General features: G+C 55.8%; 13 protein-coding genes. All 13 read left to right on the top strand.

Annotated elements, in window-relative coordinates; genetic code table 11:
- Positions 1-1,929 (top strand): type II secretion system secretin GspD, encoded by a 1,929-nt coding sequence (gspD, locus tag AC2FAK_RS20060; protein WP_095455607.1) that lies wholly within the window; start codon positions 1-3, stop codon positions 1,927-1,929.
- 13 nt (positions 1,930-1,942) lie between these two features.
- Entirely contained in the window at positions 1,943-3,421 is a 1,479-nt protein-coding gene (gspE, locus tag AC2FAK_RS20055) for a type II secretion system ATPase GspE (protein WP_095455606.1), read from the top strand.
- Entirely contained in the window at positions 3,421-4,629 is a 1,209-nt protein-coding gene (gspF, locus tag AC2FAK_RS20050; protein ID WP_020689910.1) for a type II secretion system inner membrane protein GspF, read from the top strand. Before gspE ends, gspF begins: the two co-directional genes overlap by 1 nt.
- A 2-nt stretch (positions 4,630-4,631) precedes the next feature.
- Positions 4,632-5,081, top strand: a complete 450-nt coding sequence (gene gspG, locus AC2FAK_RS20045) for a type II secretion system major pseudopilin GspG (RefSeq protein ID WP_095455605.1) — start codon at positions 4,632-4,634, stop codon at positions 5,079-5,081.
- A complete protein-coding gene (gspH, locus tag AC2FAK_RS20040) occupies positions 5,081-5,566 on the top strand; it encodes a type II secretion system minor pseudopilin GspH (RefSeq protein ID WP_020689911.1) in 486 nt (161 codons plus the stop codon). Before gspG ends, gspH begins: the two co-directional genes overlap by 1 nt.
- Positions 5,559-5,933, top strand: a complete 375-nt coding sequence (gene gspI / locus AC2FAK_RS20035; RefSeq protein WP_014831247.1) for a type II secretion system minor pseudopilin GspI — start codon at positions 5,559-5,561, stop codon at positions 5,931-5,933. Before gspH ends, gspI begins: the two co-directional genes overlap by 8 nt.
- Positions 5,930-6,601: a type II secretion system minor pseudopilin GspJ gene (gene gspJ, locus AC2FAK_RS20030; protein ID WP_058681014.1), complete on the top strand. Its 672-nt coding sequence runs from the start codon at positions 5,930-5,932 to the stop codon at positions 6,599-6,601. Before gspI ends, gspJ begins: the two co-directional genes overlap by 4 nt.
- Positions 6,598-7,614 (top strand): type II secretion system minor pseudopilin GspK, encoded by a 1,017-nt coding sequence (gene gspK, locus AC2FAK_RS20025; protein ID WP_095455604.1) that lies wholly within the window; start codon positions 6,598-6,600, stop codon positions 7,612-7,614. Before gspJ ends, gspK begins: the two co-directional genes overlap by 4 nt.
- A 15-nt stretch (positions 7,615-7,629) precedes the next feature.
- Complete coding sequence (gene gspL / locus AC2FAK_RS20020) at positions 7,630-8,760, top strand: type II secretion system protein GspL (protein WP_095455603.1); 1,131 nt, start codon at positions 7,630-7,632, stop codon at positions 8,758-8,760.
- Entirely contained in the window at positions 8,757-9,242 is a 486-nt protein-coding gene (locus AC2FAK_RS20015; RefSeq protein WP_095452855.1) for a type II secretion system protein M, read from the top strand. The genes gspL and AC2FAK_RS20015 overlap by 4 nt, the downstream gene beginning before the upstream one ends.
- Positions 9,239-10,036 carry a prepilin peptidase gene (locus AC2FAK_RS20010; RefSeq protein WP_095455602.1) on the top strand — a complete coding sequence of 266 codons (798 nt, stop codon included), beginning with the start codon at positions 9,239-9,241 and terminating at the stop codon, positions 10,034-10,036. Before AC2FAK_RS20015 ends, AC2FAK_RS20010 begins: the two co-directional genes overlap by 4 nt.
- 263 nt (positions 10,037-10,299) lie before the next feature.
- Complete coding sequence (locus AC2FAK_RS20005; RefSeq protein WP_038984456.1) at positions 10,300-13,002, top strand: glycosyl hydrolase family 18 protein; 2,703 nt, start codon at positions 10,300-10,302, stop codon at positions 13,000-13,002.
- 138 nt (positions 13,003-13,140) lie between these two features.
- A complete protein-coding gene (gene iagB, locus AC2FAK_RS20000; RefSeq protein WP_013097340.1) occupies positions 13,141-13,593 on the top strand; it encodes a type III secretion system invasion protein IagB in 453 nt (150 codons plus the stop codon).
- Positions 13,594-13,660 lie beyond the last annotated feature (67 nt).

Raw genomic sequence — 13,660 nt, 5'->3', positions numbered from 1 at the left:
ATGAAGAAATTTCCATGGGCGTGCGTGGCGCTGACCGCATTGTCGTTATATTCCGGTTCGCTGTTTGCAGCCAACTTTAGCGCCAGTTTTAAAAATACCGATATTCGCGAATTTATCGATACGGTAAGTCGCAATCTGAATAAAACGATTCTCGTCGATCCGTCCGTTCAGGGCACGGTGTCGGTGAGAACCTATAACGTGCTGTCAGAAGATGAATATTATCAGTTCTTCCTGAGCGTGCTGGATCTCTACGGTCTGTCGGTGATCCCAATGGATAACGGCATGATCAAAGTGGTGCGTTCCAGCGTGGCGCGTACCGCCGGGGTGCCGGTGGCCGACAGCAAAAACCCGGGCAAAGGGGATGAGATCATCACCCGCGTAGTGCGCATGGAGAACGTGCCGGTACGCGAGCTGGCCCCGCTGCTGCGCCAGCTGAACGATGCCTCGGGGATCGGCAACGTGGTCCATTTTGAACCCTCTAACGTGCTGCTGTTAACCGGGAAAGCCTCGGTGGTGAACCGCCTGGTGGATCTGGTTGAGCGCGTGGATCGTTCCGGTATGCAGCGTCGTGAAATCGTACCGTTGCGCTATGCCTCGGCGAAAGAGCTCTCCGATATGTTGAACAACCTCAACAATGAAGAGCAGAAAGGGCAGAACGCCCCACAGCTGGCGACCAAAGTGGTGGCCGATGATGAAACCAACAGCCTGGTGATCAGCGGCACCGAAGATGCCCGCGCGCGTACCCGCTCGCTGATTGGCCAGCTCGACCGCGAACAGAACAACGAGGGCAATACCCGCGTCTTCTACCTGAAATACGCCAACGCCTCGAAAGTGGTGCCGGTGCTGACCGGTATTGGTGAGCAGCTGAAAGACAAAGCCGGAGCCGCGAAAAGCAAAACCGCCACAACCAATAGCGAGCTGAATATCACCGCCGATGAGTCCACCAACTCGCTGGTGATCACCGCTCAGCCAAACGTCATGAACTCGCTGGAGAAGGTGATCGACAAGCTGGATATTCGTCGTCCGCAGGTGCTGGTGGAAGCCATCATTGCGGAAGTGCAGGACGGTAACGGCATGGATCTCGGCGTGCAGTGGACCGGCAAACACGGCGGCGTGCAGTTCGGTTCAACCGGTCTGCCTATTAGCCAGGTCAAAAACGGCACGATCAAAGGGGCCTCCTTTACTGGCCTGGCGACCGGTTTCTTCAACGGTGACTATGGCGCACTGCTGACCGCGCTCTCCACCAGCGGCAAGAACGATATTCTCTCCACGCCAAGTGTGGTGACGCTGGATAACAAAGAGGCGTCATTCAACGTGGGTCAGGATGTGCCGGTGCTGTCGGGTTCTCAGACCACCAGCGGCGACAACGTCTTTAACTCGGTTGAGCGTAAAACCGTCGGTACCAAGCTGAAGATTGTTCCGCAGATCAACGACGGGGACATGATCCACCTGAAGATTGAACAGGAGGTCTCCAGCGTCGATGCCAGCGCCACCGAAGACGCCAGCCTCGGCCCAACCTTCAACACCCGTACCATCAACAACGAAGTGATGGTCCACAGTGGCCAGACGGTGGTGCTGGGCGGTCTGATGGAAAACGTCAGCAAACAGAACGTGTCGAAAGTGCCGCTGCTCGGCGATCTGCCGCTGGTGGGACAGCTGTTCCGCTATACCTCGGAGGATACGTCGAAGCGCAACCTGATGGTCTTTATCCATACCACCGTCCTGCGTGATGACGACAACTACAGCGCGGCGACGAAGGAGAAATACGACCAGATCCGCGCCCGTCAACAGCAGCGTCTGGAGGAGAAAAAGCTCGGCATTGTTGAGAACACCGATAACGCCGTCCTGCCTGCCTATCCAAAGCAGGATCACTCCATGCCGGTCGGCGTGAGCGCACCTGCCACCACGCGCAACCCCTTCAAAGAGTAAGGGGAGGTGACGCGTGGATGAACTGACGAAACAGCTTTGCACCAGCGGCTTTGCGAAGGAGAACGGCATCCTTTTCTGGAACGACACGGTCTATATCCGTGACGATGTCCCCGCGTTTGCGATACTGGAGATGCGCCGGGTACTGGGGCGCGCCTTTGTGCCCCAGACGCTGAGCGCGGAGGCGTTTGATGAGATGCTGGCCAAAATCTGGCAGCAGAACAGCGGCGTTTCGCAGCAGCTGGTGGACGATATGGATGCGGATATCGATCTGATGGCGTTAACCGAGGAGATCCCGGACAACGAAGATCTGCTGGATAACGACGAAAACTCGCCGGTGATCCGCCTGATCAACGCCATTCTCGGCGAAGCGGTGAAAGACGGTGCATCGGATATCCATATCGAAACCTTTGAGCGCACGCTGAGCATCCGTTTTCGCGTTGACGGCGTGCTGCGCCCGGTGCTCCAGCCCGCACGTAAACTGGCCCCGCTGCTGGTCTCGCGTATTAAGGTCATGTCGAAACTCGACATCGCCGAAAAACGTCTGCCGCAGGATGGCCGTATCTCCCTGCGCATTGGCCGCAAGGCGATTGACGTGCGTGTCTCGACCATTCCGTCGCAGTACGGCGAGCGCGTGGTCATGCGTCTGCTCGACAAGAGCAACCTGAAACCGGATATCAACAAGCTCGGACTCATTGATGAAGAGCTGGAAAAACTGAAAGGGCTGATTAACCGCCCGCACGGCATCATCCTGGTCACCGGGCCGACAGGATCCGGTAAAAGTACCACCCTGTATGCCATTCTGTCGGCCCTGAACGGACATGAACGCAACATTCTGACCGTCGAAGATCCGATTGAGTACGAGTTGGAAGGGGTGGGGCAGACGCAGGTCAACCCGCGCGTGGACATGACCTTTGCCCGCGGCCTGCGCGCCATTTTGCGTCAGGATCCGGACGTGGTGATGATCGGGGAAATTCGTGACGGTGAAACCGCGCAAATCGCGGTGCAGGCGTCGCTCACCGGTCACCTGGTCATGTCTACGCTGCACACCAACAGTGCGGCGGGGGCCATCACCCGTCTGCGGGATATGGGGCTGGAGTCCTTTTTAATTGGTTCGTCGCTACTCGGCGTCATTGCCCAGCGTCTGGTGCGTCGGCTGTGTCCGCACTGCCGTACCACCAGTCCGCTGGATGACAATGAAAAAGCGCTGTTTAGCTTTATGGATAAGCCACCAAAGGCCATCTATCGCGCCGTTGGTTGCGACCAGTGCCGCCAGAGCGGGTATCAGGGACGCGCGGGCATTCACGAGTTTCTGGTGGTCGACAGCGCCATGCGCCGCGCCATTCATGAAGACAAAGATGAGATGTCCATTGAGACCGAGCTGTTCAAACAGGCCTACAGCCTGCGCGAAAACGGGCTGATGAAGGTCATCAGTGGTATCACGTCCCTTGAAGAGGTGATGCGCGTGACCGCCGAGCGTGGAGGCGATGAATAATGGCTTTCTACGCGTGGACCGCGACCGATGCCGCCGGAAAAACCCAGCGCGGCACGCTGCAGGCGGAAGGACCTAAGCAGGTGCGCCAGTCGCTGCGTGAGCAGAAGCTGATGCCGCTCACCATCACCGAAACCCGTGAAAATGCGGCCAGCGCTAAAGCCAAAACCGGCGCCAGACTCTCTGTGCCGGTGCTGTCGATGTTCACCCGTCAGCTGTCAACGCTGGTTAACGCGTCGCTGCCGCTGGAAAGCGCCCTGAAGGCCATTTCAAAGCAGACGGAAGACAAAAAGCTGGCGGCTATGGTGACGGAGATCCGCGAGAAAGTGGTGGAAGGCCATACGCTGTTTGATGCCTTCAGCCAGTTCCCGCGCACCTTTGACAAGCTGTACTGCACGCTGGTGATGGCCGGGGAAAAAACCGGCCACCTCGGCGATGTGCTGGAGAAGCTGGCGGAGTACAACGAGCAGCGCCAGAAGATGAAAAGCAAGCTGACGCAGGCGATGGTCTACCCGATCACCCTGACGGTGGTTGCCGTGGCGGTGATCAGCATCCTGCTGGTGGCGGTGGTGCCGCAGGTCATCGAGCAGTTCGTGCACATGAAACAGCAGCTGCCGATCACCACCCGCACGCTGATTGCGGTGAGCGATTTTCTGCAGGCGTACGGGATCTACATTGCCGGGGGGCTGTTCGGCGCAATCGTGGGCTTTAAGACGTGGGTGAAGAAAACCACAAACCGCTTTCGCTGGCACAGCTGGCTGGTGAATGGCTCGCCGATTAAAAAGCTGGTTTGCGCCATCAACAGCGCCCGCTATATCCGTACGCTCAGCATTCTGCAGGCCAGTAGCGTCCCGCTGCTGGAGGGGATGTATATCGCGATGGACGGGATCGAAAACCTCTATGCCCGGCAGGTGCTGGAGCAGGCGGCGGATACCGTACGTCAGGGCGCTTCTCTGTATAACGCGCTGGACCAGGCGAAGCTCTTTCCGCCGACCATGCTGTACATGATTGCCTCCGGCGAAGAGAGCGGGGAATTAGGTTCATTAATGGATCGCGCCGCGGAAAACCAGGAATCGGCATTACAGCATCGAATTACGTTAACGCTGTCGGTATTTGAACCGGCACTGGTGGTGACAATGGCGACAGTGGTTTTATTTATCGTGCTGTCAATATTACAACCGCTTCTTCAGCTCAATAATATGGTGGGTTAAATATGTCTTTAAAACGAAATAGCCTGAAAGGTCAGGCCGGCTTTACCTTGCTCGAATTAATGGTGGTGATCGTTATTCTCGGTGTGCTTGCCAGTATGGTGGTACCAAATTTAATGGGGAATAAAGAAAAAGCTGATGCCCAGAAAGCAACCACCGATATTGTGGCGCTGGAAGGTTCGCTGGATATGTACAAGCTGGATAACCACCGTTACCCCACGACGGAGCAGGGGTTGCAGGCGCTGGTCACCAAACCTGATATCGCGCCTATCCCGAAAAACTACCGTGATGATGGCTATATTCGCCGCCTGCCGGAAGATCCGTGGGGCAATGATTATATTCTGGTCAGCCCGGGTGAACATGGCGCAGTGGATGTTTTCTCTGCGGGCCCGGATGCCGAAGCGAATACCGCGGATGATATTACCAACTGGTCTTTAGATAAAAAAGAGAAGTAATGAATAAGCAACGTGGGTTTACCTTACTGGAAATTATTCTGGCGCTGGTGATATTTGCCTCCTGCGCCATGATGGTGGTGTCGACAATCCCCTCGCGCAGCGGCGCGGATATTTTCGGTCAGCAGTTAAAAGCCCTCGTTGAATATGGTTCAGACCGTGCGGTAATGGACGGAAATATCGTTGGGCTGGTGATCACCACCTCAGAATATCAGCTGGTGACCTGGGCCGAAAAAGAGGGCGAACGACACTGGGAACCCTTAACCGCCGGGCGCATTGTCACCCACGGCCAGTTCCCGGAAGAGATGCACGTGTCGCTGTCACCGCAGCGCATTGCTGCCACAACCGACGCCACGCCGCAGATTGTCTTTTTGCCGGACGGGGAGATAAGCCGCTTCACGCTGTCCCTGCAGAGTTTCGATAAAAAGCAGCGCTTTCGCGTGGTGTCGCAGGGGGCATCACCGGTTTCGGTAGAGAACGATGACTAAACGCAAAGAACAGGGGATGACCCTGCTGGAAGTGATGGTCGCTCTGGTCATCTTCTCCACCGCCGCGCTGGCGCTGATGAACTCCGTCTCGCTGAACGTGCGCTTTACCCATGGCCTGGGCGATTCGCTGCAGGCGAGCTGGGTGGCGGAAAACCAGCTGGCGGAAGCAAAGCTGAGCAACACGCCGTTCCCGGATGCCCTGCAGACAGGGACAGAAATCATGGGGGGGCGAAGCTGGATCTGGCGCAAGCAGCGGGTGAAAACCGCCGAAAATCGCTTTGCCGATGAAGTGCAGGTGTACGCCGAGGATGATGAAGACAAACCGGTGTTGACCCTGCAGATACCGGAACCCGGAGAGGTGAAATGAGCAAGCACATTCAGCGTCAGCAGGGCTTTACGCTGCTGGAGATCATGATTGCGCTGACCATCTTCGCGGTTATCAGCACGCTTGCCTGGCAAATCCTGGACGGGGCGATGCGCACCTCGAACGCCACCGACGTGGCTGCGACTCAACTCAACCAGCTTCAGCGCGCCTATAACCTGCTGGAGCGGGATTTCTTTCAGCTTCAGGCACGCGCGCCACGCAACGAGCCTGACGTATTTGTCCAGCACGACGATGCGCTGGAGTTGACCACGCTGAACGGCGTGAGCGGTCAGGTCCAGCTGGAGCGCGTGCGCTGGCGGCTTGAGGACAAAAAACTGTGGCGCGATATCTGGCCGGTTATCGACAGCCCTGCCGATGTGAAGCCGGAAGAGGTGCCGATCCTCAGCGATGTCAAAGAAATGACGTGGCGCTTCTGGAAAGAGGGCTGGCAGAACAAATGGACCGACACGGCGCATCAGCCGGACGGCGTAGAGCTTCTGCTGACCATGGAGAATGGCGATACCTGGCGCTGGGTATTTACCACGCCGGGTGATATGCCGGTCGCCCCGGCGGCACCAACAGAACAAACGCCTGCGCCATCGGGGGATGCGGCCACGCCAACGCAGCCACAACCGCAGCCGGTGCCCGCTCCGTCAGGAGAGAACAAATGAGCGGAAAATCGGTTCGAAAACAGCGCGGTGTCGCGCTGCTGGTGGTGCTAATTTTGCTGGTCATGATGTCGGCGCTGGCGGCCAAAATCAGCCAGCAGTTCTGCCGCAATCTGCAGAAAACCCGTTATCAGGTGAGTCAGCAGCAGCTGCGCTGGGCCATTCAGAGTCAGCAAAAAACCATAGAAGGTCTGCTTCAGACCTACGCCAGCGGTGACAGCCAGGGGCTGTCGCCCAAAGGGGAGTGGATAGAGCCGGTGGAGACAGAGGGTGAACACTACACCGTGGTGAGCCAGATTGAGGATGCCCAGACCTGCTTTAACGTCAATAACCTGCTGGCGGCCGATCCGACCCCCGCGGTACAGACCGCAGGGGCGCTGCCGGAAAAACCGGTCAAAGCGCGCATCGTTGAGCAGCTTCTGACCGACAGCGGCATTTCCGCCGGTGACGCAGAAGAGATTTACCTGCAACTAATGGACTATCTCGACGGTGATACCACAACGGCCAAAGAGGGGCTGGAGACAGATGCCTGGGCCGGCGTTGAGCCCGCACGGCTGCCTGCGAATCAGATGATGCGCACCCCGGGCGAGCTAAAGCTGCTGCCTGCGTTTCCGGTGGCGGCCTACGGCAAGGTCAGTAAAGTGCTGTGCGCCTTACCCGACACCGCCAGCAAGGTGGATGTCAACACCCTGACCGAAGAACAGGCACCGCTGCTGGCAGCCCTGTTTATCGGCTCGCTGAGCGAGGACGAGGCCGCCCGTCTGATCGCCTCCCGCCCGGAAGAGGGCTGGGAGTCGATGGAGGCATTCCAGAAAGAGCTTGAGACAAATTATCCGCAGACCAAAGACGCCCTCAAGCAGGTTCAGGCGTTTCTTGCGGTGAACAGTCACTATTTCCGGGTCAACAGTACCGGCAATACCGATGATTTAACGCTGCGCGTCGTCAGCCAGCTTCATGTTGATAATGAAGCCGGGAAGGTGATTACCTGGCAACGTCGCTACCGAATGGTTGAATAACACAAGACGAATTCTATGAAACAGGTGCTTTTTATTCGTCCCGACACGCATGAGGACGGGAACATAATGTGGTGCGAGTCCGGTAGCGACCAGGTGGAACAGCGTCAGGGCGGGGCGTCACTGGCGGCGCTTGCCGGTCACGCGTTAGCCGCACGCGTCTGCCTGCTACTGCCGGCCAGCGAAATGATCTTCCGTCGCTTCACGTTGCCCAAAAAAGGCAGCGTTGAGTTCTCCTGGCTGGCAGAAGAGACGCTGATTGGCGATGTGGACACGCTTCACTGGACGGTGCTCAACCGGAAAGGGCGGGAAGTGGACGCGGTGGCCATTGATGCGGCGCGTTTGCAGTACTGGCTGGAACGCTGTGCCGATGCCGGGCTGACGGTGGTGCAGGTGCTGCCCGATGCGATCCTTCTGCCGGTAACCGAAGGCGGCAGCACGCTGGTCTCCACCGACAGCGGCTACTGGATGCGCTATTCGCCGTTTGGCGCCTGTGAAACCGACGCCGCCCTGTTGCCGCTGCTGTTGAGCCAGCAGTGCGCCGGTAACCTCGTCTGTTACGGCGATGCGCCAGCGGACGTGCAGGTGGATGAGCAACGGGCCTGGCAGCATCCGCTGGTGCTGATCCAGCCGCAGTGGAAAAGCTGCAAAGCAAACCTGCTGCACGGCGTTTTTTGCGCCACGGGTGCACAGACCGGTTTCCGTTATGCGAAACCGGCCCTTGCCGCCATGGCGGTGCTGAGTCTCGGGCTGCTGGTTGGCCCTCGCATCGGCATGGCCTGGATGCTCTCTGACCAGGAAAACCTGGCCCAGCAGCAGATGGTGGAATTGGCCCAGCACTATTTCCCCACGCTGCGCCAGACCACCAACCTGAAGTACCACTTCGGGCAGAACATCAAGAAAGAGAAGAAAGGGATCTTTCTTCAACTGGACGCACTGGAGCAGATCAAGCAATCGCTCCCGGCGGTCGAACTGAGTGAAGTGGGATACGACGACACCCAGAATCAGCTCACGCTGAACATCCGTTCGATGGATCCCACGGCGTTGCAGGCGTTCGTCAATAAGGCGAGTGATACCTTCGACTTTACGCTGCAGCCGGTCTCCAGTGAAGCGCCTTATACCGCTATCATCACAGGGAAATATAAATGAAAGAGAAAATTGGACAATTAAAAGCACGCTATTTGCGTTACAGCCCGCGCGAACGAACGCTGATTAAAATCTGTGGTTCGGCGCTCTGTTGCGCCATTATCTGGTACGGTGTAATGACCCCGCTGGATAATATTATTAAAAATGAGAAAAGCACGCTGCAAAAACAGAAACAGACCCTGAACTGGATGCGTGCAGAAATTAATAAAAATCACCTTCAGGCGAAAGTATTAAAAACCAGTAACCCGAGAAGCGTGGTGGAAGAGAGTGCCAAAGAGATCCACGTTGCGCTGAGTAATATCCAGCAGGACGGGCAAACCCTGACGTTTAATATTGATCGGGTCAACGTCTATGAACTGAAAAACTGGCTTCGGGAGGTGAATTTAACCACCGGGGTTCGTCTGGAGAAAATGGATCTCACGCCGGTTGATCACCTTAGCGATGTAAAGGCCCAGATTAAGCTCTCCTGGGCGAAAGTGGCATGAACTCGCTGACGCTGCTTCAGGGGAGCCAGATGCCCGCCCTTTGCCTGCTCAGCGGCACGCTTGGCGGCATTATCGGCAGCTTTCTGGGGGTGGTGGTCGAACGCATTCCCCCGCTCATTAAAGAGGAGGAGGGGGCCGGAAACCTGCTGTTTCCGGCCTCCCACTGTCCCGCATGCTCCCACACGCTCGCCTGGTGGGAAAATATCCCGGTTCTGAGCTGGTGTTGCCTGCGTGGGCGCTGCCGCTGCTGCCAGACTGCGATCCCGCTGCGTCTGCTGTTGCTTGAACTTTCCAGCGCCCTGTTCTTTGCCCTGACGGCGGCGTATGCCCCGTCTGCGGCTGCATTGATGTCGCTATGGGTGCTCTGGTGTGGACTGCTGCCGCTGGCGGCGATAGACGCAAAACACATGCTGCTGCCGGACTGCCTGACGCAGCCGCTGCTGTGGGCGGGCCTGCTGAATCATGCGCTTTTTCATACCATACCTTTGTCGGATGCCCTGTTTGGCGCGGCGGCGGGCTACCTGTCGCTGTGGCTTCTCTACTGGGCCTTTCGCCTGACAACAGGACGCGAGGGATTGGGCTACGGTGATTTTAAGCTGCTGGCTGCGCTGGGCGCGTGGTGCGGCTGGCAGGCGTTACCTTCGTTATTGCTCGCGGCGGCATTAAGCGGTATCGCATTGTATTTTGTTTTTTATAAAGCGGTTAAAGAAAATAGCGTTATTCCGTTTGGCCCTCTGTTGTCACTCGCCGGTTTGGTTATTTTTATTCTGCAGACCTTGCAATTCACATTCTGATTTATGTGGTCAAGTTTTTTTTGAAATTATTTCGCTGAGGGAATAAAAGGACATCAATTAATTCCCGGAGTATTGTAAGAAACATAAGCTGTAAGGATTGCCGCTCATGTCTTTTTATGGAGGGTATATTAGCACTATACATGGTTAGTAAAATTAAATTGGGTTTGTGGTTTTAATTAAATAGCTTATTCAGTACTCGCCCATGTTATATGGAATACATGGTCCTTTTCATTTATCAAAAATAAGATTATCAGGAATTAATAATGAAATTTATGAAGCCAACCTATCTGGCACTCTTTGTCGCAGCCGTTTCCGGCTCTGCGTTCGCCGCAGCGCCAGGTACGCCTTCAATCAGCAGCGGTAACGATAAATTTGCCATCGTTGAAGTGGACCAGGCCGTAGTGGACTACGGTAATCTTGTTAAGGTTCATAACGACGGTGTCGACGTAAAAGTCGAGTGGAATGTCTGGAGCGGCGACGCGCCGACCTCCGGTAAAGTGCTGCTGGATGGCAAGACTGTCTGGTCCGGTGCTGCCGGTGCATCCGGTTCTGCCACCTTTAAAGTGAAAAAAGGCGGTCGCTACCAGGAGCAGGTTGAACTCTGTAACAACAGCGGCTGTACCAAAAGCGCAAGCAAGCTGATCATCGTGGCTGATACTGACGGTAGCCACCTCCTGCCGCTGAATGCGCCTCTGCAGGAAAACAACAAAACCTTCGCAAAACATACCGATAAAGTGGTTGCCGCCTACTTCCCCGAGTGGGGCGTTTATGGCCGTAACTTCCCGGTCGATAAAATCCCTGCCGCTAACCTGAACCACATCCTGTACGGCTTCATTCCAATCTGTGGCGGCGACGGCATCAACGACGGTCTGAAAACCGTTGAAAACGGCAACAGCTTCGCCAACCTGCAGAAGGCCTGTGCTGGCCGTCCTGACTACACCGTGGCGATCCACGACCCGTGGGCTGCGCTGCAAAAACCACAGTCCGGCGTATCTAACTGGGACGACCCGTACAAAGGTAACTTCGGCCAGCTGATGGCGCTGAAAAAAGCCCATCCTGACCTGAAAATTCTGCCATCCATTGGCGGCTGGACCATGTCCGATCCGTTCTATCACATGAACGATTCCGCGATCCGTGCACGTTTCGTGGCCTCTGTTAAAGACTTCCTGAAAACCTGGAAATTCTTCGACGGTGTGGATATCGACTGGGAATTCCCGGGCGGCGGCGGTGTGAACGAATCACTGGGTAACCCGCAGCAGGATAAGGCTACTTATACTGCCGTGATTCGCGATCTGCGTACCATGCTGAACGAACTGTCAGCTGAAACCGGGCGCACCTATGAACTGACCAGCGCTATCGGTGCCGGTAAAGATAAGATCGAAGACGTGGATTACACCACGGCGCAGCAGTATCTCGATCACATCTTCCTGATGAGCTACGACTTCTACGGCGCGTGGAGCATGACCGATCTGGGCCACCAGGCTGCGCTGCATGCACCAGCATGGCGTCCGGACACCAACTACACCACCGAAAATGGCGTTAACGCGCTGCTGGAGCAGGGCGTACAGCCAGGCAAAATCGTGGTGGGTACCGGCATGTACGGTCGTGGCTGGACTGGCGTTCACGGCTATACCGGCAACAACCCGTTCACCGGTACGGCGACAGACGGCGTGAAAGGCACCTGGGAACCAGGCGTTGTTGACTATCGTCAGATTGTGAACGAGTACAAAGGCAAGCCAGGCTGGGAATATGGCTACGACGCAGACGCTGAAGCGCCATACGTCTTCAACAAATCCACCGGCGAGCTGATCTCTTATGAAGATGCCCGTTCTGCAACCGCAAAAGGTAAGTACGTTCTGGCGAAAAACCTGGGCGGCCTGTTCGCGTGGTCTATCGACTCCGATAACGGCGACATCCTGAACGCGATGAACGAAAGCCTGCTGGGCAGCTCCACGCCAGATCCGGTAGTGACCAACCATGCGCCGGTTGCTTCTGCGGCGGATCAAACCGTGACCGGTCCTGCGACCGTGACTCTGGATGGCTCTGCCTCCACCGATCCTGATGGCGATGCGCTGACCTACAAATGGACCCAGATCTCTGGCCCAAGCGTTACCCTGACCAACAGCACCAAAGCGAAAGCGACCTTCTCTGTTGGCGCTGTGACCAGCAACCAGACCCTGGCATTCCGTCTGACCGTGACCGATCCAAAAGGTCTGAGCAGCACCGCTGACGTACAGGTTCTGAACAAAGCGCCGAAAGCCAACCAGGCCCCTGTGGTTAACCAGATGCAGAACGTCACTCTGGAAGCCGGTCAGACCTACGCCCTGAACGTGCAGGCAGCGGATCCAGACGGTGATGCACTGACCTACGCCTGGAGCGTACCATCTGATATGCACGCGACCGGTACTGATACCTCCAGCGTACAGATCACCGCGCCGGACGTTACAACTGACTCTACCTACACCCTGAGCGTTGTCGTAAGCGACGGCAAAACCAGCGTACAGTCTAACGTACAGGTTACCGTAACGCCGAAAGCCACTCCGGTTGTGCCTGATGAAGACAATACCCCGTCTGACGAAGGCAACACGCCATCCGATGAAGGTAACACGCCATCGGATGAAGGCACTGCAACCGGCAGCTGCGATAACCCGGTAGATGCCAATGCCAGCAAATACGCGGCATGGGAATCCAGCAAAATCTACAACAACGGCGACATGGTCAGCTCCGATAATCTGGTATGGAAAGCGAAGTACTGGACTCAGGGCAACAAACCTGGCTTTAACGCCGATGCATGGGAACTGGTCAGCCAGGTGAAAATGAACTGGCGCTCCGACATGGTCTACAACGGTGGTGACAAGACAACCTATCAAGGTTTCGAGTACCGCGCGAAATGGTGGACAAAAGGTGACAAACCAGGCAACAGCGATGTATGGGTGAAAGAAGGCGCGTCAGCAGACTGCAAATAATCTTCTGAGCTTGAAATTGTGGGTGTGATATCGGCCCACAATCACTGGTCACACCCCGCTTCGGGTGTGGCCAGTACCTTCCACTAATTTAACAGGACGTGTTTGAGGAGAATAAAAAAACGGCCACGCAGGTGAAGAATGAAAAGGTTTCTGTTTTTGTTATTGATATTAAGTCATAGCGCATTTGCAAATTGCTGGAATAAAGCGGCGCATTATTATCATATTGATCCGTTTTTACTTTATGCCATCGCGAATGTGGAATCGGGAATGAACCCGTACGCCATTGGCATCAATCATGACGGAACGCGCGATGTCGGATTAATGCAAATCAACAGCTCGCACTTTCCTGAACTTGAACGCAAAGGCATTAATGAAAACCGTCTGATGACAGAGCCCTGCACCTCCATTATGGTCGGCGCCTCTATTTTGTCAGGCATGATTAAGGTTTATGGATACAACTGGGAAGCGGTAGGTGCGTATAACGCCGGGCTTAAAAAAGAAAATTACCCTAAGCGCATGGTCTATGCCCATAAGGTCTGGAAAAAGTATCAGCAGTTAAAATTAGCCGCCCGCGACAAAACCAACTGGTGAGTTTTTTGTTTTTTGAAGAGTACCCACCCGTATTCTTCAGAAAATGAAAAGCAGCTGTCTGAAGTTT

Source organism: Enterobacter cloacae complex sp. 394F7 (genome assembly GCF_057320385.1).
Note: the sequence above shows the minus strand (reverse complement) of the source record. Positions and strands in the feature narration are given on the sequence as shown.

Bases quoted from the DNA above. Each gene is read 5' to 3' on its own strand.
- gspH (WP_020689911.1), top strand. From the start codon at position 5,081: ATGAATAAGCAACGTGGGTTTACCTTACTGGAAATTATTCTGGCGCTG.
- gspD (WP_095455607.1), top strand. From the start codon at position 1: ATGAAGAAATTTCCATGGGCGTGCGTGGCGCTGACCGCATTGTCGTTA.
- gspI (WP_014831247.1), top strand. From the start codon at position 5,559: ATGACTAAACGCAAAGAACAGGGGATGACCCTGCTGGAAGTGATGGTC.
- AC2FAK_RS20010 (WP_095455602.1), top strand. From the start codon at position 9,239: ATGAACTCGCTGACGCTGCTTCAGGGGAGCCAGATGCCCGCCCTTTGC.
- gspF (WP_020689910.1), top strand. From the start codon at position 3,421: ATGGCTTTCTACGCGTGGACCGCGACCGATGCCGCCGGAAAAACCCAG.
- gspJ (WP_058681014.1), top strand. From the start codon at position 5,930: ATGAGCAAGCACATTCAGCGTCAGCAGGGCTTTACGCTGCTGGAGATC.
- gspL (WP_095455603.1), top strand. From the start codon at position 7,630: ATGAAACAGGTGCTTTTTATTCGTCCCGACACGCATGAGGACGGGAAC.
- AC2FAK_RS20015 (WP_095452855.1), top strand. From the start codon at position 8,757: ATGAAAGAGAAAATTGGACAATTAAAAGCACGCTATTTGCGTTACAGC.
- iagB (WP_013097340.1), top strand. From the start codon at position 13,141: ATGAAAAGGTTTCTGTTTTTGTTATTGATATTAAGTCATAGCGCATTT.
- gspK (WP_095455604.1), top strand. From the start codon at position 6,598: ATGAGCGGAAAATCGGTTCGAAAACAGCGCGGTGTCGCGCTGCTGGTG.
- gspG (WP_095455605.1), top strand. From the start codon at position 4,632: ATGTCTTTAAAACGAAATAGCCTGAAAGGTCAGGCCGGCTTTACCTTG.
- AC2FAK_RS20005 (WP_038984456.1), top strand. From the start codon at position 10,300: ATGAAATTTATGAAGCCAACCTATCTGGCACTCTTTGTCGCAGCCGTT.